Below are 26,586 nucleotides of genomic sequence, written 5' to 3'. Positions count from 1 at the left end.
AGTCGTACAAGCGCGATTTCAAATAGGAGGAAAAATGAAAATTAAAGAAAAGGGACACACGCTAATAATTAAAAAAAATGAAGGGTCTGTAGCTGATTTTATAGTGAAATTGAAAGGGCAATATGAATCTTTGAAAAAACACAATATCGTTATTGATTTACTTAATGAACCGGAATTGGAACAAGAATCTTTAAATGATTTTTTAGATTTAGTCCAATTGCAGGCCAGTAATAAGAAGTCGTTTGTATTGGTCATGTCTTCTGTTAATTATAATGATTTCGACGAAGATTTAGTAATCGTACCAAGTATACAAGAAGCTCACGATATCATCGAGATGGACGAGATTGAACGCGATTTAGGATTTTAAAAGAACGAAGCTTAATTATTAAGCTTTTTTTTTGAGCCTTTCCTAAATTTATTTTGTACTTTCATATCTTGACTATTTAAAAAAAAGTATCTTGAAATTAACCATACTCGGTTGTTATGCAGCCACCCCAAGAACGATGACAAATCCCACTGCGCAAGTTTTGGAGATTAAGAACCAGATGTTTTTAATTGATTGTGGAGAGGGAACTCAGGTTCAATTGCGAAAGAAGAAGATTAAATTTTCTAGAATTAATCACATTTTTATTTCACACTTACACGGAGATCATTTTTATGGTTTAATTGGATTGATTTCAACCTTTATGTTGCTAAATCGTCAGTCCGATTTACATGTGTATGGTCCTAAGGGAATTAAAGAAGTGATTTTGTTACAACTTCGCTTATCGAATTCTTTTACGGGATATAATTTGTATTTCCATGAATTGGAAAGTAAGGAAAGTGTCGTGGTTTATGAAGATGATCAGGTGACAGTAAATACCATTCCGTTGATTCACCGAGTTTATACCAACGGTTATTTATTTCAAGAGAAATTAGGTGAGCGCAAATTAAAAATTGGCGCTATTGAGGATTTGGGTATTGAATCGTGTTATTATCAAAAGATAAAAAACGGTGGAGATATTACCTTAGACGATGGAACTTTGGTACATAATATTGATATTACCTATGAGCCGGTTGCTGCTAAGAGTTATGCTTTTTGTTCCGATACCGTCTATAACGAAGCGGTTATTCCCATTATAAAGGGGGTTGATGTACTGTATCACGAAAGTACTTTTTTGGAATCAGAATCACATTACACGGATAGAACCAAACACAGTACTGCGAAAGAAGCCGCTACCATAGCGTTAAAGGCGGAAGTCAAACAGTTAATCTTGGGACATTACTCAACGAGATATGCGGATATCAATTTGTTTAGAGAGGAAGCTTTGACTATTTTTCCAGAGGTCATTTGTGCCGATGATGGTAAAGAGTTTGAATTTTAATTAGAAGTATATGAGTGATCTAAGTAATTATAGAAAATCGTATGAAAAAAGTGCACTAATCGAGTCTGAAGTAGATTCAAATCCGTTGATGCAGTTTAGGAAATGGTTTTATGAAGTTGAAGAGTTTTCGGGTATAGAAGAAGTTAATGCGATGATGGTTTCTACTTTGGGATTAGATGGTTTTCCAAAATCACGTATTGTATTGTTAAAGAAATATGATGAAAATGGTTTTGTTTTTTATACGAATTACAATTCTGAAAAGGGCAGATCTATCTTGGCACATCCTCAGGTGGGATTGTCTTTTTTTTGGCCCTCGATGGAGCGTCAAGTGATTATTAAGGGCTTGGCAGAAAAGCTTAGTGCGGAAGCATCAGCTAATTATTTTGACAGTCGTCCAGAGGGAAGTAAGTTGGGGGCTATAGTATCTCCTCAGAGTGAAGTAATTCCTTCTTATGACTATTTGCAAGACCAATTAAAAGATTTAGAAAATCAAGCTCAGGTTACAGCGCTAGTAAAACCGATTCATTGGGGTGGTTTTTTAGTACGACCACAATCGATAGAGTTCTGGCAGGGAAGACCCAATCGATTACACGATCGAATTCGGTATTCATTACAAGCGGATATGGATTGGAAGATAGAGCGACTAGCTCCTTAAATATAAACAATAAAAAAAAAGCAGCCATCGGCTGCTTTTTTTGTAACTCTTAATTTTGTTGTTGTTGCATTTGAGTTTGAAACTCTTGTAGCATTTCTTGGAAGTTATCCATACCGTAAATCACCGAGATGTATAGATTCAATAAAAGATTGATGACACCTAAAACAAGACCAATAATACAAAGAATTTTACCGGTATTTAGATTTTGATATCCCGTATACCCGCTTGGGTTAGCTTGATATAATTTACTGTCTTTATTAGCTAAAACTAGCCCAATAATAGCGGGAATCAAACCAACTCCCCAGCAACAACACATCACTAGGGAAACGATTCCCAAGATAAGTACGGTATTGGAATTCGGTAATTTTTGTGCGAATTGAGTATCCATTTTTTATGTATTAAGTTAGAAAAAACATTTTTAGAATGTAGGAAGCCACCATGATAAACGCATTGGTGATGGCTAATCCGATCATAATCTTGTGATAATTTCGCGAGAGATCAATAAAATTTAAAATTACTGCTCCGAAAAATAAAAGTAAAGTGTAAATTGCGGGAAACATATAAAAGGCTTTTACAAATTCGCCCTGCCCAATTAAAACGATAGCTCTCTGAGTACCACAGCCTAAGCAATCGATACCGAAAATCGATTTGTTAAGACAGGGTAGCATAAGGTCTTCCATTGTTGATGAATAATTAGTACAGCAATTTTACAAAAAAAAAATGTAATTAAATAATTAGTACAATTTTTTAAACTTGTTTATTTTTGAGGTGCTACTTTTATATAAATTGTAGAGAAAAAGTCCTTTATATGCCAATATCTAAAATAGGTGATTGTCATTGCGGGAATATAAAAACAATACAGATTTACAGATGAAATATATATATATAATAGTAACCTTAGTGTTTATAGCTTGGGCTTTTGTCGAACAAACCAATGAACATCCGAATATTTGGATCCAAATCGTCGGAGTGGTCTTGTTTTTTTATGGCATGATGCGTTTAATGTCTAAAGTACCGAGTAATAAAACCGCAGATACACCCACTAACAGTCCCGATAAAGATGATAAATAAAGGAGATCAAGTTTCTGTTTTAGATGAAGATCAAAATGGAATCGTAGTCAACATAAACCAGAACGAAGTAACTATAGAAACCGAAGACGGTTTTTTGTTGAAATACCAGCTGAATGAACTGATTAAAATAGGTGATACGTCAGAGTTAAAACAAGCCGCTACTATTTCTTCTATATCCGCGGCTTTACTCGATAAACAAAGCTCGATCAAGCGATCCTTTGTCAAAGAGAAAAAGTCTAAGAAAGATGATTTTGTACTGGAGGTAGATTTACATATCGAAAAATTGGTTCCCAACTTTAGAGGTATGAGTAATCACGATATTTTAACCTTACAAGTAGATACCGCACGCGGGCAAGTAGAATTTGCGATCCGCAATAAAATTCCCAGAGTGGTGTTTATTCACGGCATCGGGGAGGGGGTATTAAAATTGGAATTGGATTATTTATTTGCGCGCTATCAGGAAGTTGTCTTTGAAGATGCGAACTATCAGAAATACGGACTGGGTGCTACTCAAGTTTATATAAAACAAAATCCCAACCGTTAGTTGGGATTTTTTATTTTTAAAGTTTACTGTTATAAATTCCAAATGGGACAATATCCTTGGTAAAGGTTCTGCCTTCTTTAGTGAACTTGACTTTTTCAAGTGAAATTTTATGCGAATATTCCGTTTTTGCTTCTGGATCATTTTCAGCTTGAATAACCTTATTGGTTACAATTTTAACGATTCCTTCCACAGCTTTCCAGTTTTCTAACTGTTTGGTGTTTCCGAAGATGGTTTCATTGCTACAAGCCATTTCACTAGTCACGACACCGCCTCTAATTTGATAGGACTTATATAATAGGAAATGTGTTTCATCGATATTGAAGGTTTGAGTACCTTCAGTAAGTTCAATTGAATTTTGTGGTAAGCTTAAAATCATAGCGTCGGTGTCACTATGTACTACCAATCTCAGATCGTCCCCTGTTGTACATGGAATAGGATTAAAATTCTCTTTAAACTTAAAGGTCAATTGGTTTTGAGTATACTGATATTCACCAAAAGCTATTTTCGAATTATTGATATCGTTGTCTCCGTCTTTAAAGCTTATGTTTCTAAATTCAAAATTATAAAAATAAACTATAGTGATTGGATCCGTTTCTGTCGATGGAGCAAGAGTTCGCAAATCTCTTGTGATGACAGCGGTACCACCAGGGCTGGCTTTCATTTCAGAGGTGACAACGGGTTTAGCTGGAGGTAGGCTTTCACAGATCGATGCAGAAATTGCTAGATCGTCATAAACCCTATAGATAAGTTCAACATTAGTGCCGATTTCAAAAGTTTTAGGTTGAGCTAATGGCAGGTTGTTCGCACTCAATTGTAAGGTGTCTATCTTGAAAATAAGCATATCCTTTCCGTTCTTTTTAAGGAACAGATTTTTTGTGCTGCATTTTTCAACTGGATTATTGTCGAAATTAAGTTCTTGATAAACAATATCTCCGTCATCGCAACTATTTAAAAAGAAGGCGAGAAGGCCTAAACTTAACAATCTTTTCATATCTGAATGGTCTTTTGTTATTCAATGGGTCGCTAATCGGTTTATTTTCAAGTTCCCTAGTAGGGGAATTAAAAACGACTCAAGCGATTTCCTTTTCTAAAATATTATTGCAACAAAAATAAGTTATTTATAAATAGAAATACTAACTATAAAGGCTTAGATTTTTTTAGAAAAGGCTATATTTGAAATCTAAAAATTATGTTAATGAAAGAGCGTACTGAATCAACAGCTGTTATTAAAACCAATTACCCTGCTTTATATACTTTAGTGACGGTGTTTTTTTTCTGGGGATTTTTTTCCGCTGGTAATAGTATTTTTATTCCCTTCTGTAAAAATTATTTTTCATTAGATCAATTTCAATCGCAGTTGATCGATTTTGCATTTTATACCGCATATTACTTTGGTTCGCTATTTTTGTTTGTATTTAGCGCTGTTAAAGGCAAAGATTTGGTGTCCAAATGGGGCTATAAACGCAGTATCGTGTACGGTTTATTATTTTCAACCGCCGGAGCTGCTGTGATGATCTGGGCCGTTCAAACTAATTTTTATGCAGGACTACTTATTGGATTATTTGTCGTTGCACTTGGATTTTCTCTACAGCAAATTGCGGCAAATCCGTTTGCTATTTTGTTGGGTAATCCCAAAACAGGTGCTAGCCGGGTTAATTTAGGTGGAGGCATCAATTCATTGGGAACGACTATAGGACCATTAATCGTTGCTTTTGCATTATTTGGAAGTACTTCTTCTATTACTGATGATCAGATAAAACATTTGACTTTAGATACTACCAGTCTTTTATATGCAGCAGTGGGCATCTTGTTCTTGATTGCTGCGGCGATGTTTTACTTTTCGAAAAAAGTACCTTCTGGTATATTGGGAGAACCGATGGAAAAAGCCAACAAAGCATTAAAGGTTTTGTTGATGATGACTTTATTGTTGATCTTGGTTTTTATTCCTGTTTTTCAGACTTACAAAAGCGACGCCAATGCAACAGTTTTAGAAATGGAAGCTGTTTTAGAATCCAAACAACAAGAATTGACCACTTTAGAACTGGTTCCAGAAGAATTAGTCAAGCGCCAGTCGGATATTAATCAATTACAAGTTGATATAAAAGAAATCAAGCAACCGATTGAACACCAGAGAATGATCTGGTTGTCTTTGGGTTTAGTTATTATATTAGGTTCTTTGTTTTATGCATATAAGGGCAGTCAGAAACGCAGTGAAGGTTGGGGAGCTATGCAGTATCCTCAATTGGTCTTAGGTATGATTGCGTTGTTTGCGTATGTTGGAGCGGAAGTGGGAATCGGTAGTAATCTCGGAGAATTACTGAAACTACAGGAATTTGGAGGATTGCATTCATCAGAGATTGCTCCATATATATCGATGTATTGGGGGAGTTTGATGATTGGGCGATGGGCAGGAGCTGTAAGTGTATTTGCTTTGACTGGATATAAAAAAACCATAGCATTAATAGTGGTTCCGCTATTGGCATTTTTCGTTATTTTGGGAGTCAATATTTTGGCTGGAAATGATGTTGAACCCTTGTATTATTATATTATTTGTGTGATCATACAGATTGTTTTTTCATTTCTGAGTAAAGATCGATCTGCCCGAACATTATTGTTGTTTAGTATATTGGGAATATCAGCGATAGGAGTAGGATTGATGACCGAGGGTATGATTGCTATTTATGCCTTTTTAGCAGGAGGCTTGGCATGTAGTATTATGTGGCCAGCTATTTTTAATCTCGCGATCATTGGATTGGGTAAATATACAGCTCAAGGTTCTTCTTTTTTAATCATGATGATATTGGGAGGTGGAATTATACCTCCGATTCAAGGTAAATTAGCGGACATTATTGGGATTCATAACTCGTATCTAGTACCTTTTTTCTGTTTTATCTATTTGTTGATCTTTGCGATAGTGGTTAAAAAAGTATTGCTAAAACAACGTATCGATATTGATGCTATTGATAATTAAATATAGAATCCCGTTTTTAATAGCTTAAGCTAGGATACGATTAAAGTTTAAGTAATTGCATTATTTTTGCACAAACTGAGAAAAGAACAAAAAAGCGGTTTTTTGATGATAAACAAATGCGGAATATCTTTTAAAATCTTCCGAAGTTTATTAATTTTGTAGTCTTTCCTACTAATCAGCAGAAGGACATTAAAGAGTAACTAAAAAGGTTCGGTAAACAAAGGCATTTTTTTGCTAGAAACAGGATGAGCCATTATATAAAAAACAATGAAACAAGTATATCTTGACAATGCAGCAACAACATCTCTTAGACCAGAGGTGATTGCTGAAATGATCAAAGTGCTTTCGGAAGAATACGGCAATCCATCTTCTACTTACGCAGTTGGAAGAAGTGCTAGATCACTGATCGAGGCTTCAAGAAAGAGTATTGCTAAACAGCTTAATGCTTCTTCCTCAGAAATAATCTTTATTTCTTGTGGTACGGAAGCCAACAACTGGATTATTCGCTCTGCGGTTAGAGATCTTCAAATTAAGCGAATTATTACCTCAAAGATGGAGCATCATGCCGTGTTGTATGCTGCAAAACAGATGCAAAAGGAATATGATGTGGAATTGGAGTTTGTAAATATACTACCCAACAGCGAAATAGACTATGGACATCTTGAGCAATTGCTAGGTGACGAGGTACCGACTTTGGTGAGTTTGATGCATGTAAACAATGAAGTGGGAACGGAATTGGATTTAAAAAGAGTTGCGGATTTATGCCAAAAACATCAGGCTTTATTTCACTGTGATACCGTACAATCAGTTGGTAAAACAGAAATTGATTTAAAGGAAATACCCGTTGATTTTATCGTGGCAAGTGCTCATAAATTTCATGGACCTAAAGGCATTGGATTTGCGTTTATTCGTAAGAACAATGTGTTGAAACCAATGATTTTTGGTGGTGAACAAGAAAAGGGGATGCGCGCCGGAACGGAAGCGGTTCATCAAGTTGTTGGGATGGCTAAGGCATTTGAGATTTCCTATGATAAATTAGATGAGGAACGCGAACACATTCAGGAAATAAAAAAATACTGTCAAAGCAAACTTCAAGAGGTTTATCCAGACGTGAAATTTAATGGAAACCAAACGGGTTTCTATAATATAGTAAACGTATTATTACCGATGTCTGAAGAGAAGGCATCGATGATGTTATTCCAATTAGATATGAAAGGGATAGCGGTATCTCGTGGTAGTGCTTGCCAATCAGGCAGTCAAAAACCATCTCATGTATTGTCGGAATTTTTAAACGAAACCGATTTGAAGAAACCGAGTTTAAGAGTGTCTTTTAGTCATGAAACGACTCGTGAAGATATCGATATCTTAATAGACGTTTTACAAAGCGTATAGCAAAAAGAATCTACTGTTGAGACAGTAGATTTTTTGTTTTTTATCAGCGTAAAAAAGTTCAAAATAACTGGGGCTAAAATCTTCTATTCAAATTGATTGTTTTACTTCTACATTAGCATTAAATTTGCACAAACAACACACTTTTTATGAGTTCAAATACAAACAATAGATATGCGCTTCGCGGAGTTTCTGCTGACAAGGAAGACGTTCATAATGCGATTAAAAATATTGACAAAGGGCTTTTTCCAAAAGCGTTTTGCAAAATTGTTCCCGATCACTTAACTGGTGATGCTGATTATTGTTTAATTATGCATGCAGATGGTGCTGGAACCAAATCGTCATTAGCTTATACTTATTGGAAGGAAACCGGAGATTTATCTGTTTGGAAGGGAATTGCTCAAGACGCATTAATCATGAATATCGATGATTTATTGTGTGTTGGTGCTACCGATCATATCTTGTTATCTTCGACTATTGGGCGCAATAAAAACTTAGTACCAGGCGAGGTGATTTCGGCTATTATAAATGGAACAGAGGTTTTGATTGAAGACCTAAAGCGTTTCGGAGTAACCATACACTCTACTGGGGGGGAAACTGCCGACGTGGGTGATTTGGTTCGAACAATAATTGTTGATTCCACCGTAACGGCTCGTATGAAACGCAGCGATGTTATTGACAACGCCAATATCAAACCCGGTGATGTTATAGTGGGCTTGGAGTCTTTTGGACAAGCGAGTTATGAAAGTGAATATAATGGTGGTATGGGAAGTAACGGACTAACTTCGGCCCGTCACGACGTATTTGACAACTATCTAGCTAAGAAATACCCAGAGAGTTTTGATCCATCTGTACCGGAAAATCTCGTGTATTCCGGAAAGATGAAACTTCAAGATGCGGTTGAAAATTCGCCGATCGACGCCGGTAAACTGGTTTTGTCACCAACCCGTACTTATGCGCCAATTATCAAACGTATTCTTTCTCAATTTAATGCAGAGCAGATACACGGAATGGTACACTGTAGTGGAGGTGCTCAAACTAAAATCTTACATTTTATTGATGCCTTACACATTGTTAAAGACAATTTATTCCCAGTGCCGCCTTTGTTTAAATTGATACAAGAACAATCCCAAACCGATTGGCAAGAAATGTATCGCGTTTTCAATTGTGGTCACCGTATGGAACTGTATGTAACTCCAGAAGTAGCTGAAGAAATCATTGAAATTTCCAAGTCATTTAATGTCAATGCACAGATCGTTGGTAGAGTAGAATCATCTGATTCAAAGAAATTGACCATTTCTTCGGAGTACGGAACCTTTATTTACGAATAGGGTGTCTAGAGTATTAGCCATCGATTTTGGTAAAAAGAGAACGGGTATCGCTGTGACCGATGATTTTCGTATGATTGCTTCGGGTTTAACTACGGTTGCGACTCCAGAACTGTTGCCCTTTTTAAAAGATTATTTTTCTAAGGAAAACGTCGAGATCGTGATTTTTGGCGAACCCAAAAGAATGAATAATGAACCGTCGGAAATTACGCCATTAATTGAAAAGTTTATTGAAAAATTTACCGCTGCATTTCCAACTATGAAAGTCGAGCGAATGGATGAGCGATTTACATCAAAGATGGCTTTTCAAACGATGATCGATAGTGGGTTAAAGAAAAAACAACGTCAGAACAAAGCGTTAGTAGATGAAATAGCTGCAACGATTATACTTCAAGATTATCTAGGGAAAAAATAAAAACAATTTATTTATCTCGCTCGACTAATAAAAGCCAATTAGTTGCGAGAGGTGAATTGAAAAACGATTAACTTTGCAAAAATAATAAAATTACGATGTCAAGTATACAAAAATCAGAAGCAGACGTTGTCTTAATAGGAGCCGGAATTATGAGTGCTACACTCGGTATACTATTAAAAGAACTAGAGCCCAATCTTACAATTGATATTATTGAAAGGCTCGATGTCGCTGCTGCGGAGAGTTCTGATGCCTGGAATAATGCAGGAACAGGACATGCTGCGTTTTGTGAATTAAATTATACACCGGAACGAGAAGACGGTACTATCGATGCTAGTAAAGCCATCGATATCGTGGAGTCTTTCGAACTTTCGAGGCAATTTTGGACTTATTTGACTCATAAGGGAGTATTGAAAAAGCCGGAAGAATTTATACATTCAGTGCCACATATGAGTTTTGTATGGGGGGATGATAATGTAGATTTCTTAAAGAAGCGGTTTGAAGAATTACAAAAATTCCCACTTTTTAAAGATATGGAGTTTACCGATAAGGTAGCGCAAATCAAAGAATGGGCACCTTTGTTGATGAACGGTCGCGATATGAATACTTCGTATGCTGCTACAGCGATGAAATATGGTACTGACGTTAATTTTGGTGTTTTGACCAGACAATTATTTGCCTATCTCCAAACTTTGGAAGGGGTGAATATGCATTTCAATACCGAGGTTCAAAAATTAAAGAAACAAGAAGATGGACGTTGGAGAGTGTCGGCTAAAAAATTAGAAACTAAAGAGAAATCTCGTATCAAAGCCAAATTTGTTTTTATTGGTGCTGGTGGAGGATCTATCTTGTTGTTGGAAAAAGCTGATATTCCCGAAGGAAAAGGATTTGGAGGTTTTCCAGTCGGCGGACAATGGTTAAAATGTACCAATCAAGAAATTATTGATCAACATTTTGCCAAAGTATATGGTAAAGCATCTGTAGGTGCTCCACCGATGTCGGTTCCTCATATTGATACGCGTTTTATTGACGGTAAAAGAGCCTTGTTATTTGGTCCTTATGCCGGTTTTTCGACCAAATTTTTAAAAAACGGATCCTATTTGGATTTGTTTGAATCGATTAAATTAAACAACATCAAGCCGATGTTGGGGGCTGGATTGAAAAACATTCCATTGACGAAATACTTAATTAGTCAGGTGATGCAATCCGATGATAATCGATTAGAAGCACTTAAGGAATACATGCCTGATGCACGCCATGAAGATTGGACTTTGGAAGTTGCTGGTCAACGTGTACAAGTAATCAAGAAGGATGCGGACGGTAAAGGAGTTTTGCAATTTGGAACAGAGGTAGTAAGTGCTGCCGATGGATCAATAGCAGCGCTTTTGGGGGCATCTCCAGGTGCGTCAACGGCTACTTCAATCATGTTTACCTTACTTAAGAAATGTTTTCCAGAGCGATTTGAATCCGAAGCATGGCAGGCGAAAATGAAGGAAATTACACCTTCCTTTGGATTGCTTTTAAATGATCATCCCGAATTGGCTAAGGAATTACGATTAAAGTCAGCAGAGGCGTTGAATTTATATCCTTATAACCCTAAAATATAATTATAGCATCAAAAAAAACCGTTATTCATTGGATAACGGTTTTTTTATGTTTTTTTCTTTGTCTAAATGAGTTGCCAAAGCATCGGACAGCGCATTCTCTCTAAAAAAGTACTCATCATCTTCGGAAATCTCTGGTTCGGAGATGTGTTGATAAATCTTCCACCTTTTTTTATTGTATTCCAATGCGGTTAGGTTTTCTATCCAATCGCCAGAATTCAAATAAGTAATCGAACCTTTTGCATTGCGGACTGTTTTGATTTTAGGTTCGTGTATATGACCACATATCACGTAATCATACTGATTATCGATACCCAAATCGGTGGCAGTCTTTTCGAAATCCCCTATGAATTTAACCGCTTTTTTGACACTGGCTTTAATACGTTTGGACAGCGAATAGGGTTCTTTTTTTAGTTTTAGGAGTATCCAATTGATCAGTCGATTCAAAAGAATTAAATAGTCGTAACCCTTACTGCCTAACTTGGCGATCCATTTGGCATGCTGAACCGAGGAGTCAAAAACATCTCCGTGAAAAATCCAAGCTTTTTTTCCATCGATATCGAGTACCAACTTATCGAGTAGTGCGATATTGCCCAATTGAAAATCGCTAAATTTGCGAAGCATTTCATCGTGATTTCCCGTAATATAATATACTTTTGTTCCTTTAGAGGCCAAGTCTATGATTTTTTTGATGACCTTTAGATGGGATTTGGGAAAATAAGATTTTCTAAATTGCCAAATATCGATTAAATCTCCATTTAATATCAGTGTTTTGGGTTTAATGGATTGAAGATAATGAAGTAATTCTTTGGCGTGACAGCCGTATGTTCCTAAGTGAACATCGGAAATAATGACAATTTCTAGGAGTCTTTTTTTCAAGATTTCGGTTTTTGTTATAACAAATTAAGCCTACTTAATTGAAATTAGCGTTAAGTCAAAGTTATCGTATGATTAGAATTTCAGCGATTAGGTTAAGGTATTGTATCGAGTTTTAATGTTGTTAAAGTAATTGAGTTATGGCGGGAAATTCATATGGAAATCGATTTAGAGTGACCACTTTTGGGGAGTCTCACGGTGAGGCTATTGGAGGCATCATAGACGGTTGTCCGGCTAATGTATTGTTGGATATGGAGCAGATTCAGTCGGAATTGGATCGGCGCAAACCCGGTCAGTCTAAAATCGTAACTCAGCGTAAGGAGAGTGATACGGTTCAATTTTTATCGGGTATTTTTGAAGGTAAAACCACGGGTACACCCATTGGTTTTTTGATAAAAAACGAGAACCCTAAATCCAATGATTACGAGCACATCAAAGATGTTTTTCGTCCGAGTCATGCAGATTACGTATATCAGCAGAAATACGGTATTCGCGATTACCGCGGTGGAGGGCGCAGTTCTGCTCGCGAGACCGCTTGTAGGGTAGTAGCGGGTGCTGTAGCCAAACAGCTTTTAAAAGACGTTAAAATCACAGCTTACGTATCTGCAGTCGGTGATTTGGAGTTGCGGAAAGACTATGTTGATCTTGATTTTTCTACAATTGAACGCAATGCCGTTCGTTGTCCCGATGCTGAAATGGCAGTGCAAATGGAAAATCTGATCAAAGCGGTTAAAAAAGACGGTGATTCGATTGGAGGAGTCATCACTTGTGTGATTCAAAATGTGCCAATTGGACTCGGAGAGCCCGTTTTTGATCGTCTTGATGCGGAGCTAGCCAAGGCGATGATGTCGATTAATGCAGTAAAAGGTGTTGAAATTGGTAGTGGTTTTGCCGGAACGAAATTAAGAGGAAGCCAACATAACGATCCGATACTTGCTTGTGGAAAAACGCTTACGAATCATTCTGGAGGAATAGTAGGGGGTATTAGCAACGGTATGGATATTTATCTTCGAGTAGCTTTTAAACCCGTTGCAACGATCATGAAAGATCAGGAATCCATAAATATACATAATGAGCCAGTGGTTGTCGTAGGAAAAGGACGCCATGATGCTTGTGTCGTACCGAGAGCTGTACCCATAGTCGAAGCGATGGCTGCATTGGTTTTGCTGGAGTTTGTTTTGTAAATTATATATTTTAGTATTATGCTTAAAAACGACTGATAAGTGAGGGAATAAAGCAATGGTGTTTCTAAAGTGTTTATGACATTTTGGAAACATTTTTTTTGTAATTCATTGATAGTGAGTGGTTTTAGTGTTAAGGCATTGAGATTTATTTGTTTTTTTTAAAATTATTATAAAAAATGCATTTATTTTTTTAAAAAAAACCACATTCTAAAACATCGTTTAGTTAACTTTTTGATCAGCATAATGATTATACTTTTAATTTCCATCGAATTAATTGATTTTATCTTTACTTAAATGTTAAAATTGTTTTTTTTATTTATTTTTGTTTTTATGTTTGATTACAACCTTAAAAATATATATTATGAAATTAAAATTACTTTTAATAACGGTGGTTTTTGGCTGTTTTTTAGAAACGAGCGCTCAAGACCAACCGAAAATCATATTTGAAGATGATTTTGAAACGTATAATGATTTTGCCATTGAGAACATAGGGGAATGGACATTAAGAGATCTGGACAGTTTAAATACTTATGGTTTTCAAGGGGTGGTTTTTCCAAATATGGGAGCGCCCTTTGCCTTTATTGTATTCAATTCGGATGAGACCGTTCCAGCTATGAGTGGCAGTATATGGTCAGCCTATAGCGGAGAAAAATGTATGGCAGCATTTGCTGTGGAGCCTACAGATGGTATTATAAATAATGATTGGTTGATTTCTCCGAAAATAAAATTGTTAGAGTCGAATAATAAAGTCAGTTTCTATGCAAAGTCTTCAACCCTTGAGTACGGTGCAGATCGATTCAAAGTGGGGATTTCGACGACTGATACTGAAGTAGGTAGTTTTACGATAATCTCTCCAGGAAGTTACGTTGAGACCACGGATGATTGGACAGAATATACTTACGATTTAGATCAATATTCAGATCGCGATGTTTATATAGCAATAAATTGTGTCTCAGAGGATGCTTTTGGTTTTTTGGTTGATGACTTTAAAGTTGTTGGAGGGCGTAATGCTAGTATTAGTAAAGAACTGGAGTCGAAATTTACGGTTTTTCCAACCGTGACTAGTGATGTGGTACACTTCACTAATTCTGGAAATATACTAGTTCTCGCTGTCGAAGTCAGAGACTTAAATGGGCGAAAAGTACAATCCTTTAATTTTAGCACTGTAGCTTCTTCGCAGTTCAATATTTCTCAATTGCAAGCTGGGGTTTATTTCTTAAATATAACTACGGAAGAGGGTTCCTTTACTAAAAAGATCATTAAAAAATAGATCTTGATTTTTTTAAGAACAAAAAAATTAAATCCAAAGAGGTCGTTTTTTTAAACGATCTCTTTGGGTTTATAAATCTGTATCCTGGGATATTAAGTTTAATAAAAAGGGTGTTCAATCGGTGCATTCCATCATTAATAAATGACCTGTGCGATAACTTATTTTAACTAAGCCGTCTTGATGAACGCTGTTGCTGCTGCCGCTCCGATATCCCAACTCCAAACTTTCGTCATTTAGAGGGTAATCGAGATTTACTGTTGAGATTCCCTCAACAGTGCCCACGGGGATTAAAGATATAGGTGTTTTCGCGGGATACCATTTTTCAAAGTGATTGGGAAGTCGGTATACCTTAGAATAATCGTCGAGGATAACGATCTTTAATTGAGAGCTGTATTTAACGATATTGGTTAGGTTAGCTATAGTGTGATCCATTCTTTTTCCAGTTGCCCAAAGTACATTCGCGCTGGGAATATTTCGTTGAATCAGATATTGAAACGCCTTTTCTAGGTCCGTGGAATTTTGATCCTCTATACGAACTATTTCTAGGGGATATTGATATTCCAAGTAAGACTCCGGTTCAAACCCACGATCAAAATCGCCTAACAATACATCGACTTTAATGCCCAGCTTACTGACGCGCTCCATGGCGGAGTCCAACACGATAATCAACGGCGACCATTCTAATAATTGCCCCATCAATTCACTACTACATGATTCTCCATTAGCAATGATTAATGCGGGTTCTTGATCGTCTCTGACAATGTGGTGTGATGACATGATTTGAGGGTATAAATTCGTTTTACAAATCTAAAATTTAAAATCTAGATAATTTCCACTCCTTCAAGATTACTTTGGTCTAAAACAATAATTAATTCATGGGATTGAATTATATTTGGCAAGTATTAAAAATCCAAAACAAAAAGTTATGAATCTATCACAAGAACAATGGTGGGAAAATTTTCAACAAGATGAAAACGCAATTATTTTAGATGTGAGAACTGAAGAAGAAGTTGAAGAAAAAGCGATTCCAAATTCTCTACATATAGATATTTACAAAGGTCAAGGATTCCTAGATGAAATCAATAAGCTAGACAAAGAGAAAAGTTATTATGTATATTGTAAAGCTGGTGGACGTAGTAATCAGGCCTGTATGTTGATGAGTCAACTCGGCTTTGAAAACACCTTTAACCTTTTAGGAGGAATTACAGAGTGGACCGGTCCAGTAGTTTCAGAATAAATCAATAGTTACAGCAAATAAAAAAAGGGTTATCTCACGAGATAACCCTTTTTTGTTAGTGTATTTGAATGGGAACTTGCATTTTTTTTGGTTTCCCATTAATTAAGGTAAAAGCCTTTTGCTAATGCATGAAATCGGCACAATCTTACTTCGAATCTCGAATCTCGATTTTCGAATCCCTATTTCAATTGCTGATATTCTTTTTTCTGCAATTGTTCTGCGGTCGACTGGTAGTAAGAAATCGCTTGGTCAACATAAGCTTGTTTAACTTTTGAAACCGGAAATAACGGCGATTTGACTTCATTTGGCGCTGTTGGTGCAAAGGAAAACTGTTGTACTTTTTTTGTCGGTGACAAGATCGTCAAGGTATTGTCTTTGATAAAACCCATATCTTGATACGTTGCTATAAATGCCCGTGGTGAATAGCTCGGTTTTAACACGTCTTGACCATAAAATTTGGAAGTATAATTAAAGTTTAGTAAACCTAAAACGGTCGGCATAACATCTATTTGAGATATTAAGGTATTGTTTTGCGCGGGCGAGATAAAGTTTGGTGCATAAATCATCGCTGGAATTCTATATTTGTCTAGTGGAAGTTCTGTTTTTCCTGCACTAGACGCACAGTGATCAGAAATAATAACAAAAACCGTATTGGCATACCAAGCTTGTTTTTGTGCCATTTTAAAGAATTGTTTCAGTGCATAATCCGTGTATTTTACCCCACCTTCTCTGGATTTTGATTTGGGGTCAATATCGATTTTACCGTCGGGATAAGTATACGGTCTGTGATTACTAACCGTCATGATGTGATTAAAAAACGGCACGCCTGATTGGTGTTCTTGATTCATGACTTGGATGGCTTTGACATACATATCTTCATCACAAACTCCCCAAATATTTTTAAAGCTAATCTCTTCATCTGTAAAACTGGACTTGTCCACAATATCATATTGATTATTGGAGAAGAAATCCCTCATATTATCAAAATAAGCATCTCCTCCATAGAGGTATTTGACCTGGTAGCCTTTTTCCTTAAATACGCTGGCCGTTGAAAATTTATTTTTGTTGTCTTTTCGTTTGACAATACTTTCGCCAGGTGATGGTGGAATAGAAAGTGAAACCGCTTCTAATCCGCGAACCGTTCTATTGCCAGTAGCATAAGTATTGGTAAAAAACAAACTGTGTGTTGCTATAGAGTCTAGAAATGGTGTCAGTTGTTTTTTATTGCCATAATAGGCCATAAAATCAGCACTTAGACTCTCTATCGTTATTAGTACTACGTTTTTCTTTAACGCTGTCGAATCACTTGATATGGTGCGTATAAGTGATTTTCCGTTATAGTTTGGATAATCTTTTCGTAAAATAGAAATGACCTGTTCTTGTGGTAAGGTTGGAAAAAATTTAAAGTAATCCAACTCACTATGACTAAAAGCTTGATAGAATTTATAGGTGCCGTTCGCTTGAATTTCATTAGTAAATACATTGGGGGAATTTTCAAAACTGCTCAGCTTTGGCAGGGCAAAAATAGCGGCGATCATCAATATAAAATAACTGATTAGACACACTATTTTACTCGGAAAATTCATCAATTTATAGAGGTCTTTAAAAGTCTTTTTATAAATATAGATGGTCATCAATAAGGTCAACAGACCAACGCCGATAAATAGCGGTATAACGGGATAGGATTCCAATATATTGCCAATTACCGTATTGGTATATACCAAATAATCTACTGCAATAAAGTTGTATCTCAATCCGAATTCGTTCCAAAAGAAAAATTCGCTAATACTATTTTGTACTAATACTAAGGAGAATAGAAACAAGGTAAAAAAGTAAATGACTTTTCTAATACTGTTGCGATTTCGAGGAAAGAATAGGCAGCTACCAAAACAAAATACCTTAATGGCTAAGAATATTTGAACAATCTCGGGAATAGAACCGCCATATTCGTTTAAAATCGTATTAAAGAAACAGATATAAATCAATATTGCTGATAAAATTCCGAAGATAAGGTAACCCCAAGGTTTGGAATATTTGGCATTGGAAAGGAAAATATAGTATAGGCCAAATAGGGAATAACCAAGGACAAAGACAAAAAAATCATTTAATGCTCCGATTGAAAAGGACTTAAGGAGCTCTAAGACAGTAAATGAGGAAGTGGTGATGGGGTGAAAGACAAAAATACAACGTAAGGCAATATTAATTATCAAATAACAAATTAGCAAGTATTTGAATGGGCGATAAAGCGAAAAATTTAACATCATAGGTGTGAGTAATAAAATGCAATAATACAATTGTTCTAGAAATGAACGTTTCAAAAGGGAATATATTATCTTTACAAACTCAAATTTATTTTGAGTTAAAACATTTTTGGTTTTTATGAAGCAGATTCATTTTATTGTAAACCCTATTTCAGGTAAAGGAAAACATAATATTTGTGAAGAATTGTTACTTAAGTTTTTTAGTCCCGAAGATTTTAAAGTGGTTATTCATTTTTCTAAATACAAAAAACACGCCATTGAATTAACACAGCACGCCATCAAGCAGTCTCCTGACGTTATTGTGGCCTGTGGGGGCGATGGTACCATACATGAAGTAGCAACTCAATTGGTGAATACGGATATAGCCTTGGGGATTATTCCTGTTGGTTCAGGTAATGGATTAGCTTCTAATTTAGAAATTTCTAAAAATGTGGATCAAGCCATTGAAAACATCAAAAGTGGTGTGGTTAAACGCATTGATGTTGGGAAAATCAATCATAAGTATTTCTTTAGCAATATGGGTTTTGGGATTGATGCGACGATTATCGAAAATTACGAGAAATCGGGTTCGAGAAAATTATTGTCCTATTTAAAAGCAGCCCTCCAATCTGCAAAGAAATTTGAGTTTAAAAATATTGAAGTAACTATCGACGGTAAGCAAAAAAAGATTAAACCACTACTGTTGTTTATTTCCAATTCGAATGAAATGGGATATTCGATGACACTGACTCCCAAAGCGAGTTTACAAGATGGTTTACTCGATGTTTTGATGGTTCCTAAAATCAATACCCTTCAAAAGTTTTATTTTGGATTGCTGGTTTTACTTAAGAAAACCGATCGATTCACGAAAGCAGAATGGAAGCAAGTGCAGTCTTTAGAAGTGGCTATTGCGGATTATGAAACTAATGTAATTCAACTCGACGGGGAATATTATTTGTTTAAAGAAAACACGTTTAAGATTGAAGTTTTATCAAGTGCTTTAAAGGTGTTGTGTTAAAGTGAATTAGATATGAAAATTCTTATTGTTGAAGACGAACAAGGAATCACTAATTTCTTAAAACAGGGATTGGAAGAAGAGGGGTATGTCGTAAGTATTGCAGCGGATGGATTTGTAGGTAAGCAGCTTTTCGATCAACATTCTTTTGATTTATGTTTGCTGGATTGGATGCTGCCCAAGATGACTGGATTGGAATTGTGTCGGTATATTCGAGACAAAGATCCATTGATTCCGATTTTATTCTTGACCGCTAAAGATACCATCAAGGAAACCATCGCGGGTTTGCGAGCTGGAGCTAATGATTATATCAAAAAACCCTTTAGTTTTGAAGAGCTTTTAGAACGTATCAAGGTTCATTTTCGAACCCATGACGTACCGGAATTACTCAAATGGAGCGATGTGGTCCTGAACTTAAACCAATATCAGGTTTTTAGAAAGGACAAAGAGGTTGCGTTCACACCCAGAGAATTTGAATTCCTTAAATTTTTAGTTGAAAACAAAGGTAAAATCTGTACTCGAAATCAAATTATTGATGCGGTTTGGCAGACTAATTTTGAATACGATACTGGTGTGATTGATGTTTTTATGAATGCGATTCGCAAAAAGTTAAAACTAAAAAAAGAGGACACCCGATTAAAAACTATTCGGGGGGTTGGCTTTTTACTCAACGATTAATTCTACCAAAAAAAAATAGCAATTTCAATACATTGAAATTGCCATTTTAATGATTAACTAAAGGGGAATTATTTTTTCTTATTTAATTTTTTAAGACTAAAACCGTAGGCAATTCTGATTCCAAATTGATCGGTTTGATAATCGTTATAACGTTCGTAGTGAATGTTTACATCGATGTATTTATTGGCATACCCTACCGCAGGAGACCAAATAAGCGTATTTCCCATTTCGCTATGCGTACCGAATCCGGCACCCAATTCACCTTGTAGATAGATATTCTTGTTTAAAAAGGACTTAAAACCCAATTTGGCGGGTACCAAACCGAGATCTCCGTCGGAATCAAACAAGTGGGTATAACCCGTGGTTGCTGTAATCGATGTTTTTTGTGTTAGGTCGTATTGTAGACGCGCATCCAGACCCAATGCTGCATCGTAAGTGGCATTGGTTGGTAAACCAGTGTTTATACCAAATCCCACTCGAAATCCTTTGGGATACGGATTATTCGTTTGAGCAGAAAGAGAAGGAGTAATTAATAAACCTAATGCCATTAAGCAAAAAAATAGTTTTTTTGACGTTCTTTTCATTTGGGGGATTTTTAATTAGTTTATAGGATTCTCTACGCAAATAATAAGCCAGTTAAATACGTGATAAACAAGGATAAGTACTTTGAAAGTTACAGTATTCAGATTTTCAAATACTTAAATCCCTATAAAAAAGTTGCAAATTGAATTAGATTTCATTGAAGTCAGTATCTTTGTATGCGAGTAGAAGCTGCTCAAAGTAGGTAGCTAATTCTTTTTTGAAGTATAAAGCTTTTATTGCGAGTTGATTAAAGTTTTTAAATTCTCAAAAGATTGAAATTGCCTAAAACCCTTAGGGTCGGGTTTATTTTCCCCGATCTGGGGATTGTCGCGCCAACCCTTGTGAAACATAAATAGATGTTTTGTTTTATATTTAGGGTTTCCTATGCATAGTTGATTTGTAGATTTTTTTAAAGTATAACCTTAAACCCTGGTGTTTTTAAAACCGTATAAACATGGAATTACCAAAATTTGTCTTAGCTGACAACACCGATTATGCCGATGATATTTTTATTGTGCATTTAGATTTTCCTCGTTTCATCATCAATCTAAATACGGATGATGTTGAATTTCTTGAATCTATTGAAGAATCAGAAGAATCAGAAATTGAATCAGAGATGGAAATGTTAATCGAAGAAGCAGGTGCTTTTTACGATAGAGAAATGCTTCGTTATGCGGAAGCAGAAGGAGAATAACTTTACGATTTAAAGTATAAATCCAAAATAGATTGAGCAGCTGCAAAAGGTGATATTTCATTGTTTTGCACTGCTTTTTTGTTGTGTGCAATTAAATCGGCTACCGCTGTATGATTGTAAAAATGTAACAGTACATTTTCATTAATGGTCTCCATCATCCAATACTGGCTTTGCTCCCGGCGCTGGTTTTCAAAATAATGATTGGTGTGTGTTAGCTCTAGATAGTTTTGGATCATCTGCCATATATCTTGGATACCGGAGTGTTCAATAGCACTGCAAGTCATGACTTTCGGAGTCCAGTCTGAGGTTTTTTTAGGGAATAAATGCAAGGCTCGATTGTATTCGACTTTGGCCATTTGTGCTCGGCGAATATTCTCCCCATCGGCTTTATTGATAACCACAGCATCAGCCATTTCCATAATACCTCTTTTAATTCCTTGCAATTCATCACCGGCACCAGCAAGATTGAGCAGCAAAAAGAAATCAACCATACTATGCACCGCTGTTTCGCTTTGTCCAACTCCCACCGTTTCGACCAATATGGTATCAAAACCACAGGCCTCACATAAGATTATTGTTTCACGTGTCTTACGGGCTACGCCACCCAAACTCTCACCCGATGCAGAGGGGCGGATGTAGGCATTCTCATCTTTAACCAACTCTTCCATACGGGTTTTATCACCCAAAATACTCCCTCTTGTTAAGGTACTACTGGGGTCGATGGCTAAAACGGCTACTTTTTTACCCATTCCTGTCAACAGTTTGCCAAACGATTCTATAAAGGTGCTTTTTCCGACTCCAGGGACACCCGTTATTCCGATGCGAATCGAATTATTAGCATGTGGTAAACAGCCCTGAATTACGGTATTCGCCTTTTCGTGATGTGCCGGATTAATGCTTTCAACCATAGTAATGGCACGACTCAAAGCAACTTTATCCCCTGTGATAATCTTTTTTATCAGGGTTTCAGGGGAGTCCTGTTCCGATCTCCTTTTTTGAAAAGCAGCAATCTTTGACAGATTGATGGTGTCAGGAGGTTGAATTCCAGCGTTTTCCTTTAAAGCAGAATTATGGGGTAAATCTTTACTCACGAGAATGACAGTTTAAACGTAAAAGTACTAAAATCTTTAGACAAGTCAATAGCTCCAAGCGAAAGTCTTAAGCTATTTGTGCTAGATCTGGTTCAGATTTACTGCTTCAAACAGGTTTATATAAAACGTTTTTTATCGATGGATAAATCTATAAATCTGCGAATAAACGCATAAACAAATTTGCGACTAAACAAACTTTCCTATCTTTGTGATTGCAAAAAAGCACTTCTATGTTTCTATTTTCTACAAAATCAAAAGTAACTTCATTAGATACCGCTAAAGCAGCAGAAAACACATCAAAAACCGTATTTCCGATACTTTTTGCCATTAGCTTAGCTCATCTACTCAACGATTTATTACAAGCGGTAATTCCAGCAGTATATCCGTTGTTAAAAACCAATTACAATTTAAACTTTGCGCAAATCGGTATCATTACCTTTTGTTTTCAAGTTTCTTCGTCTTTATTGCAACCTTTAGTAGGTGCGTATACAGACAAACATCCCAAACCTTTCTCTCAGATTTCAGGAATGCTTTTTACCTTTTTCGGAATCATTACTCTAGCCTATGCATCCAGCTACTATATGGTATTGTTGGCTGTCGTATTAGTAGGGATAGGGTCGTCGATTTTTCATCCGGAATCGTCTCGGGTTTCTTATATGGCATCTGGAGGAAAACGCAGCTTAGCCCAATCTATTTTTCAAATTGGAGGAAATATGGGCAGTGCCTTGGCACCTTTATTAGTTGCGTGGATTGTTATTCCGAACGGACAAAAACACATACTGTGGTTTGTGGTTTTTGCCATCGTGGCAAAAGTTGTTTTGTTCTATATCGGAAGCTGGTATAAAAACATCCTACAAGTATCAAAGAATATTAAGAAAAAGCAAGTGCTTTTACCCGATTTATCGCAAACACGTATCGTGTTTTCGGTTGGGATCTTACTCTTATTGATTTTTTCTAAATTCTTTTATGTAGCGAGTATCACGAGTTATTTTCAGTTTTATACCATGGATAAATTTGGAATAAGTGAAGTACAAGCTCAAGTATATTTATTCTATTTCTTGATTTCTGTAGCTCTGGGTACTCTAATAGGTGGATTCTTTGGTGATCGTTTAGGGAGAAAATACATCATCTGGTTTTCGGTCTTGGGAGTAACTCCTTTTACGTTGGCCCTACCGTATGTGTCTTTGGAATGGACCGGTTTTTTAGTGGTGATTATTGGATTTATCTTATCATCAGCATTTCCTTCTATCTTGGTATATGCGCAAGAATTGTTGCCTAAAAAGATCGGTATGGTTTCGGGATTGTTTTATGGTTTTGCCTTTGGTATGGGGGGATTGGGGTCTGCTGTTCTCGGATGGTGGGCAGATCAAACCTCCATTGAACACATCTATACCATTTGTTCGTATTTGCCGTTAATTGGTATTATAGCTTGTTTTTTACCGAATATGAAAAACGTGAAATTTAAAATGGATGCTGATGACCAGAAAGCCGTTTAATCCAGTAGATGATGTCATAATTAAGAATTTACAAGCCTATTTTGGAAAGGAACGGGTTTTTGTAGATCAGGCTATATTAGAAGACTACGGTAAAGATCACACGGAGGATTTGGTATTTGCACCAGCGGTGGTATTAAAACCCTTGGATACTGCTGAGGTATCTTGGATTATGAAATTTGCCTTAGAAGCTCATATACCGGTAGTACCTGTTGGGGCCAGAACGGGATTGAGTGGGGGAATTTTAAACATTCATCGCGGTATTGCTTTGTCTTTGGAGAAGTTGAATAAGGTTATTCATATTGACGAGCAAAACTTACAAGTCGTTGTGGAGCCCGGAGTGATTACTCAGGTTTTACAAGAGCAAGTGGCGGCGAAAGGCTTGTTTTATCCCGTCGATCCATCGAGCAGAGGAAGCTGTTTTATAGGAGGAAATGTTGCGGAAAATGCTGGGGGTGCGCGTGCTGTTAAATACGGCGTAACCAAAGATTATGTTTTAAATTTAGAGGTGGTTTTGGCCAATGGTGATATAATATGGACCGGTGCAAATACCTTAAAAAATGCCACGGGTTATAATTTAACCCAATTGATGGTTGGTAGCGAGGGAACTCTTGGGGTGGTGACAAAAATTGTGTTGCGGTTGTTGCCTTCAAATTCCCATCAAGTATTGATGTTGGTACCTTTTTATAAAATGGAACAAGCAGCAGAGGCGGTATCGGCGATTTTTAGAGCTGGTGTTATACCCAGTGCCTTGGAATTTATGGAGCGCGATGCAATCGATTGGTCTTTGCGTTTTGTAGCGGACCAATCATTAGTCATCAAAGAGGGGATTGAAGCTCAGTTGTTGATCGAAGTAGATGGCAATTATCCCGATGTTTTATTTTCGGAAGCGGAGAAGATTGCCGCAGTTTTAGAGCAATTTGAAATCGATGAGATCCTGTTTGCCGATACCGAAGATCAAAAAAATGCTCTTTGGAAATTACGAAGAAGTGTCGCAGAGGCAGTAAAGGCTCACGCAGTTTATAAAGAAGAAGATACCGTAGTACCGCGATTTGAATTGCCTAAATTATTAAAGGGAATTAAGCAAATAGGTGATAAATATGGTTTTAAGAGTATTTGTTATGGACATGCGGGTGACGGAAATTTACACGTCAATATCATAAAGGGAAATAAAAGTGAAGAACATTGGAACTCTGAAATCCCAAAGGGAATCCGTGAAATTTTTGAATTGACAGTTGGTTTAAAAGGAACGATATCAGGGGAGCACGGAATCGGATACGTTCAGAAAAATTATATGGATATTCCTTTTAGTGCGATTGAATTGGAATTGATGAAGGGAATAAAAAAAGTTTTTGATCCAACGGGTATCTTAAATCCGGCTAAGATTTTCCCTGATAACTAATTAGTGATCACTAGTAATCGGACTAGAAAATAATGTACGTCCTTGCTGTCGATAGATCGGTAGTAAGGACGTACAGTGGATTGGCTGTTACAGCAATTTTCCTGAGAGGAAAAACGCGGCAATAGTAAAATAGATAATTAAACCGGATACATCTACCAAAGTTGCGACAAATGGGGCCGAAGCTGTTGCGGGGTCCATTTTAAATTTCCGCAATACAAAAGGAATAATAGACCCAGATATCGTACCCCAAAGTACGATCAGTAACAACGAACAAGACACACTAAGTGCTACGTAGAGCCAAAACTCACCGTAATCATAAATGCCTGCCTTCTGCCATATTAAGATACGAATAAATCCGATAACTCCCAAAATTCCTCCCAACATTAAACCAGAGGCAATTTCTTTTTTCATCACATACCACCAATCCATAAGTCTTAGATCTCCTAATGCCATGGCGCGGATGATTAACGATGCCGCTTGTGATCCCGAATTCCCACCACTGGAAATGATCAGCGGTACAAATAAAGCCAGTACTACTGCTTTTTCAATCTCACCGTCATAATGACTCATGGCTGAGGCGGTTAACATCTCACCTAGGAATAAAACAACCAGCCAACCGGCTCGTTTTTTAACCAATTCCAACAAAGGCGTTTTGGTGTAGGACATGTTTAACTCTTCCAATCCCCCAAATTTCTGGATGTCTTCCGTGTCTCTATCCTTAATTCTATCCAAGATATCATCAAAGGTTACGATACCTACCAATACGCCATTTTCAGTAATAATTGGTAGGGCAGAGCGATCGTATTTTTCAAAGATATCAAAGGCCTCTTCCATAGGCGTAGTGGTTACTATCGCCTTAAAACTGCGGTCAATCAATTCTGATATCTTGGTTTCTGGCTCCGCCATCAACAGTTCGCCTATTTTTAAATCGTCAATCAATACATTGTTGTCATTGATGACATAAATATAATTGAGGGTCTCGGCTTTTTTGCCGTATTTTTTGATGTGTTGTAAAACTTCTGCGACGGTTTTATTCTCCTTGGTCTGTATGTACAAAGGGGTCATCAAACGAGCAATACTGTCTTCTTTATACCCAATAAGGTCTAAGGCAATCTGTTTCTCCGTGTCGTTTAGTAAATTAATCGAATATTTAATTAATTCATCGGGGAAATTTTCAAACAACTCCGTACGGTCATCGGGTTCCAGATTATTTAATACCTCGGCATAATCTTCTTGTGCTAAACTCCGGACTATTTCCGATTGTATATCGAAATCCAGTAAAGAGAAAACACTGGCCTTCTGTTCGCTATTGAGTTTTAAAAAAGCTAAATCCCGATCTTTCTTTTTTAGTTTAGAAAGCTCTTCAGCAATATCCGCTGGATGTACGTCGATGTAGTAGTTCATTGAAGCCGTTTTAGAAGATGAATAATAAAGTAAAAACCGCTCGAAAGCCCCGCTCTAATAATAGTATGCTGATAACTATGTT

27 protein-coding genes are annotated in these 26,586 nt (G+C 36.6%); 18 read left to right on the top strand and 9 right to left on the bottom strand.

All coding sequences use genetic code 11. The features are described 5' to 3' along the window. Nucleotides 1–34: 34 nt before the first annotated feature. The 3 genes from L1275_RS07775 to pdxH all read left to right on the top strand — a co-directional run bounded on the left by L1275_RS07775 (nt 35) and on the right by pdxH (nt 2,019). Nucleotides 35–367, top strand: coding sequence for a ribonuclease Z (locus L1275_RS07775; protein WP_253471496.1), 333 nt, complete (start codon nt 35–37; stop codon nt 365–367). A gap of 91 nt (nt 368–458) precedes the next feature. Beyond that, the gene (locus tag L1275_RS07770) at nt 459–1,364 is read left to right on the top strand and encodes a ribonuclease Z (RefSeq protein WP_253471495.1); all 906 of its coding nucleotides are present in this window, start codon (nt 459–461) and stop codon (nt 1,362–1,364) included. 10 nt (nt 1,365–1,374) lie between these two features. Continuing rightward, entirely contained in the window at nt 1,375–2,019 is a 645-nt protein-coding gene (gene pdxH / locus L1275_RS07765) for a pyridoxamine 5'-phosphate oxidase (protein WP_253471494.1), read from the top strand. Nucleotides 2,020–2,068: 49 nt separating this feature from the next. Here the strand turns inward: pdxH and L1275_RS07760 are convergent, their stop codons facing one another. Both L1275_RS07760 and L1275_RS07755 read right to left on the bottom strand, forming a co-directional pair. Beyond that, on the bottom strand, nt 2,069–2,407 hold the full coding sequence (locus L1275_RS07760; protein WP_253471493.1) for a CCC motif membrane protein: 339 nt from the start codon (nt 2,405–2,407) through the stop codon (nt 2,069–2,071). A 10-nt stretch (nt 2,408–2,417) separates the two neighbouring features. Continuing rightward, nucleotides 2,418–2,699 (bottom strand): DUF2752 domain-containing protein, encoded by a 282-nt coding sequence (locus L1275_RS07755; RefSeq protein WP_253471492.1) that lies wholly within the window; start codon nt 2,697–2,699, stop codon nt 2,418–2,420. Between the two features lie 190 nt (nt 2,700–2,889). On the opposite strand from L1275_RS07755, the gene L1275_RS07750 reads away from it, so the two are divergent. Together L1275_RS07750 and L1275_RS07745 are read left to right on the top strand one after the other, a co-directional pair. Continuing rightward, the gene (locus tag L1275_RS07750) at nt 2,890–3,090 is read left to right on the top strand and encodes a hypothetical protein (protein ID WP_253471491.1); all 201 of its coding nucleotides are present in this window, start codon (nt 2,890–2,892) and stop codon (nt 3,088–3,090) included. Further along, complete coding sequence (locus L1275_RS07745; protein ID WP_253471490.1) at nt 3,080–3,634, top strand: Smr/MutS family protein; 555 nt, start codon at nt 3,080–3,082, stop codon at nt 3,632–3,634. Before L1275_RS07750 ends, L1275_RS07745 begins: the two co-directional genes overlap by 11 nt. Nucleotides 3,635–3,650: 16 nt before the next feature. Here the strand turns inward: L1275_RS07745 and L1275_RS07740 are convergent, their stop codons facing one another. After that, nucleotides 3,651–4,625 (bottom strand): hypothetical protein, encoded by a 975-nt coding sequence (locus tag L1275_RS07740; protein ID WP_253471489.1) that lies wholly within the window; start codon nt 4,623–4,625, stop codon nt 3,651–3,653. Nucleotides 4,626–4,829: 204 nt separating this feature from the next. On the opposite strand from L1275_RS07740, the gene L1275_RS07735 reads away from it, so the two are divergent. From L1275_RS07735 to L1275_RS07715, 5 genes are all read left to right on the top strand, one after another. After that, the gene (locus L1275_RS07735) at nt 4,830–6,605 is read left to right on the top strand and encodes an MFS transporter (RefSeq protein ID WP_253471488.1); all 1,776 of its coding nucleotides are present in this window, start codon (nt 4,830–4,832) and stop codon (nt 6,603–6,605) included. A 267-nt stretch (nt 6,606–6,872) separates the two neighbouring features. Further along, a complete protein-coding gene (locus L1275_RS07730; RefSeq protein ID WP_253471487.1) occupies nt 6,873–7,997 on the top strand; it encodes a cysteine desulfurase family protein in 1,125 nt (374 codons plus the stop codon). A 146-nt stretch (nt 7,998–8,143) separates the two neighbouring features. Next, nucleotides 8,144–9,325, top strand: a complete 1,182-nt coding sequence (locus tag L1275_RS07725; protein ID WP_253471486.1) for an AIR synthase related protein — start codon at nt 8,144–8,146, stop codon at nt 9,323–9,325. 1 nt (nt 9,326) lies between these two features. After that, nucleotides 9,327–9,737, top strand: a complete 411-nt coding sequence (gene ruvX / locus L1275_RS07720) for a Holliday junction resolvase RuvX (RefSeq protein WP_253471484.1) — start codon at nt 9,327–9,329, stop codon at nt 9,735–9,737. Between the two features lie 95 nt (nt 9,738–9,832). Further along, on the top strand, nt 9,833–11,341 hold the full coding sequence (locus L1275_RS07715; RefSeq protein ID WP_253471482.1) for a malate:quinone oxidoreductase: 1,509 nt from the start codon (nt 9,833–9,835) through the stop codon (nt 11,339–11,341). Between the two features lie 21 nt (nt 11,342–11,362). Here the strand turns inward: L1275_RS07715 and L1275_RS07710 are convergent, their stop codons facing one another. After that, the gene (locus L1275_RS07710; RefSeq protein WP_253471480.1) at nt 11,363–12,217 is read right to left on the bottom strand and encodes a UDP-2,3-diacylglucosamine diphosphatase; all 855 of its coding nucleotides are present in this window, start codon (nt 12,215–12,217) and stop codon (nt 11,363–11,365) included. Nucleotides 12,218–12,354: 137 nt separating this feature from the next. Here L1275_RS07710 and aroC point away from each other — a divergent pair, with 137 nt between their 5' ends. Together aroC and L1275_RS07700 are read left to right on the top strand one after the other, a co-directional pair. Next, entirely contained in the window at nt 12,355–13,398 is a 1,044-nt protein-coding gene (gene aroC / locus L1275_RS07705) for a chorismate synthase (protein WP_253471478.1), read from the top strand. A gap of 361 nt (nt 13,399–13,759) precedes the next feature. After that, complete coding sequence (locus L1275_RS07700) at nt 13,760–14,668, top strand: T9SS-dependent choice-of-anchor J family protein (protein WP_253471476.1); 909 nt, start codon at nt 13,760–13,762, stop codon at nt 14,666–14,668. Between the two features lie 114 nt (nt 14,669–14,782). Here the strand turns inward: L1275_RS07700 and L1275_RS07695 are convergent, their stop codons facing one another. After that, the gene (locus L1275_RS07695; protein ID WP_253471474.1) at nt 14,783–15,445 is read right to left on the bottom strand and encodes a thiamine diphosphokinase; all 663 of its coding nucleotides are present in this window, start codon (nt 15,443–15,445) and stop codon (nt 14,783–14,785) included. 148 nt (nt 15,446–15,593) lie between these two features. On the opposite strand from L1275_RS07695, the gene L1275_RS07690 reads away from it, so the two are divergent. Beyond that, entirely contained in the window at nt 15,594–15,905 is a 312-nt protein-coding gene (locus L1275_RS07690) for a rhodanese-like domain-containing protein (RefSeq protein ID WP_253471472.1), read from the top strand. Nucleotides 15,906–16,084: 179 nt separating this feature from the next. On the opposite strand, the gene L1275_RS07685 is transcribed toward L1275_RS07690, so the two are convergent. Then, complete coding sequence (locus tag L1275_RS07685; RefSeq protein WP_253471470.1) at nt 16,085–18,169, bottom strand: LTA synthase family protein; 2,085 nt, start codon at nt 18,167–18,169, stop codon at nt 16,085–16,087. Nucleotides 18,170–18,284: 115 nt separating this feature from the next. Here L1275_RS07685 and L1275_RS07680 point away from each other — a divergent pair, with 115 nt between their 5' ends. Together L1275_RS07680 and L1275_RS07675 are read left to right on the top strand one after the other, a co-directional pair. Continuing rightward, a complete protein-coding gene (locus L1275_RS07680; RefSeq protein WP_253471468.1) occupies nt 18,285–19,163 on the top strand; it encodes a diacylglycerol kinase family protein in 879 nt (292 codons plus the stop codon). Nucleotides 19,164–19,175: 12 nt separating this feature from the next. Continuing rightward, nucleotides 19,176–19,838 (top strand): response regulator transcription factor, encoded by a 663-nt coding sequence (locus L1275_RS07675; protein ID WP_253471466.1) that lies wholly within the window; start codon nt 19,176–19,178, stop codon nt 19,836–19,838. 68 nt (nt 19,839–19,906) lie between these two features. On the opposite strand, the gene L1275_RS07670 is transcribed toward L1275_RS07675, so the two are convergent. Beyond that, nucleotides 19,907–20,422, bottom strand: a complete 516-nt coding sequence (locus L1275_RS07670) for a hypothetical protein (protein ID WP_253471464.1) — start codon at nt 20,420–20,422, stop codon at nt 19,907–19,909. Nucleotides 20,423–20,874: 452 nt separating this feature from the next. Here L1275_RS07670 and L1275_RS07665 point away from each other — a divergent pair, with 452 nt between their 5' ends. Further along, nucleotides 20,875–21,114: a hypothetical protein gene (locus L1275_RS07665; protein ID WP_253471462.1), complete on the top strand. Its 240-nt coding sequence runs from the start codon at nt 20,875–20,877 to the stop codon at nt 21,112–21,114. 2 nt (nt 21,115–21,116) lie between these two features. Here the strand turns inward: L1275_RS07665 and meaB are convergent, their stop codons facing one another. After that, nucleotides 21,117–22,205: a methylmalonyl Co-A mutase-associated GTPase MeaB gene (gene meaB, locus L1275_RS07660; protein WP_253471460.1), complete on the bottom strand. Its 1,089-nt coding sequence runs from the start codon at nt 22,203–22,205 to the stop codon at nt 21,117–21,119. 230 nt (nt 22,206–22,435) lie between these two features. Between meaB and L1275_RS07655 the strand changes: the two genes are divergently transcribed. Together L1275_RS07655 and L1275_RS07650 are read left to right on the top strand one after the other, a co-directional pair. Beyond that, nucleotides 22,436–23,701, top strand: coding sequence for an MFS transporter (locus tag L1275_RS07655; RefSeq protein ID WP_253471458.1), 1,266 nt, complete (start codon nt 22,436–22,438; stop codon nt 23,699–23,701). Beyond that, nucleotides 23,682–25,100: an FAD-binding oxidoreductase gene (locus L1275_RS07650; protein ID WP_253471456.1), complete on the top strand. Its 1,419-nt coding sequence runs from the start codon at nt 23,682–23,684 to the stop codon at nt 25,098–25,100. The genes L1275_RS07655 and L1275_RS07650 overlap by 20 nt, the downstream gene beginning before the upstream one ends. Before the next feature lie 87 nt (nt 25,101–25,187). On the opposite strand, the gene mgtE is transcribed toward L1275_RS07650, so the two are convergent. Further along, on the bottom strand, nt 25,188–26,504 hold the full coding sequence (mgtE, locus tag L1275_RS07645) for a magnesium transporter (RefSeq protein ID WP_253471455.1): 1,317 nt from the start codon (nt 26,502–26,504) through the stop codon (nt 25,188–25,190). Nucleotides 26,505–26,586: the final 82 nt, after the last annotated feature.

This window comes from Flavobacterium sp. HSC-61S13, assembly GCF_024171535.1.
In the GTDB taxonomy this organism is placed as follows: domain Bacteria; phylum Bacteroidota; class Bacteroidia; order Flavobacteriales; family Flavobacteriaceae; genus Flavobacterium.
Note: the sequence above shows the minus strand (reverse complement) of the source record. Positions and strands in the feature narration are given on the sequence as shown.

Excerpts from the sequence above, each read along its gene's own strand:
- L1275_RS07775 (WP_253471496.1), top strand. The coding sequence starts at position 35 with ATGAAAATTAAAGAAAAGGGACACACGCTAATAATTAAAAAAAATGAA.
- pdxH (WP_253471494.1), top strand. The coding sequence starts at position 1,375 with ATGAGTGATCTAAGTAATTATAGAAAATCGTATGAAAAAAGTGCACTA.
- L1275_RS07760 (WP_253471493.1), bottom strand. The coding sequence starts at position 2,407 with ATGGATACTCAATTCGCACAAAAATTACCGAATTCCAATACCGTACTT.
- L1275_RS07755 (WP_253471492.1), bottom strand. The coding sequence starts at position 2,699 with ATGGAAGACCTTATGCTACCCTGTCTTAACAAATCGATTTTCGGTATC.
- L1275_RS07750 (WP_253471491.1), top strand. The coding sequence starts at position 2,890 with ATGAAATATATATATATAATAGTAACCTTAGTGTTTATAGCTTGGGCT.
- L1275_RS07745 (WP_253471490.1), top strand. The coding sequence starts at position 3,080 with ATGATAAATAAAGGAGATCAAGTTTCTGTTTTAGATGAAGATCAAAAT.
- L1275_RS07740 (WP_253471489.1), bottom strand. The coding sequence starts at position 4,625 with ATGAAAAGATTGTTAAGTTTAGGCCTTCTCGCCTTCTTTTTAAATAGT.
- L1275_RS07735 (WP_253471488.1), top strand. The coding sequence starts at position 4,830 with ATGAAAGAGCGTACTGAATCAACAGCTGTTATTAAAACCAATTACCCT.
- L1275_RS07730 (WP_253471487.1), top strand. The coding sequence starts at position 6,873 with ATGAAACAAGTATATCTTGACAATGCAGCAACAACATCTCTTAGACCA.
- L1275_RS07725 (WP_253471486.1), top strand. The coding sequence starts at position 8,144 with ATGAGTTCAAATACAAACAATAGATATGCGCTTCGCGGAGTTTCTGCT.
- L1275_RS07715 (WP_253471482.1), top strand. The coding sequence starts at position 9,833 with ATGTCAAGTATACAAAAATCAGAAGCAGACGTTGTCTTAATAGGAGCC.
- aroC (WP_253471478.1), top strand. The coding sequence starts at position 12,355 with ATGGCGGGAAATTCATATGGAAATCGATTTAGAGTGACCACTTTTGGG.
- L1275_RS07700 (WP_253471476.1), top strand. The coding sequence starts at position 13,760 with ATGAAATTAAAATTACTTTTAATAACGGTGGTTTTTGGCTGTTTTTTA.
- L1275_RS07695 (WP_253471474.1), bottom strand. The coding sequence starts at position 15,445 with ATGTCATCACACCACATTGTCAGAGACGATCAAGAACCCGCATTAATC.
- L1275_RS07690 (WP_253471472.1), top strand. The coding sequence starts at position 15,594 with ATGAATCTATCACAAGAACAATGGTGGGAAAATTTTCAACAAGATGAA.
- L1275_RS07685 (WP_253471470.1), bottom strand. The coding sequence starts at position 18,169 with ATGATGTTAAATTTTTCGCTTTATCGCCCATTCAAATACTTGCTAATT.
- L1275_RS07680 (WP_253471468.1), top strand. The coding sequence starts at position 18,285 with ATGAAGCAGATTCATTTTATTGTAAACCCTATTTCAGGTAAAGGAAAA.
- L1275_RS07675 (WP_253471466.1), top strand. The coding sequence starts at position 19,176 with ATGAAAATTCTTATTGTTGAAGACGAACAAGGAATCACTAATTTCTTA.
- L1275_RS07670 (WP_253471464.1), bottom strand. The coding sequence starts at position 20,422 with ATGAAAAGAACGTCAAAAAAACTATTTTTTTGCTTAATGGCATTAGGT.
- L1275_RS07665 (WP_253471462.1), top strand. The coding sequence starts at position 20,875 with ATGGAATTACCAAAATTTGTCTTAGCTGACAACACCGATTATGCCGAT.
- L1275_RS07655 (WP_253471458.1), top strand. The coding sequence starts at position 22,436 with ATGTTTCTATTTTCTACAAAATCAAAAGTAACTTCATTAGATACCGCT.
- L1275_RS07650 (WP_253471456.1), top strand. The coding sequence starts at position 23,682 with ATGACCAGAAAGCCGTTTAATCCAGTAGATGATGTCATAATTAAGAAT.
- mgtE (WP_253471455.1), bottom strand. The coding sequence starts at position 26,504 with ATGAACTACTACATCGACGTACATCCAGCGGATATTGCTGAAGAGCTT.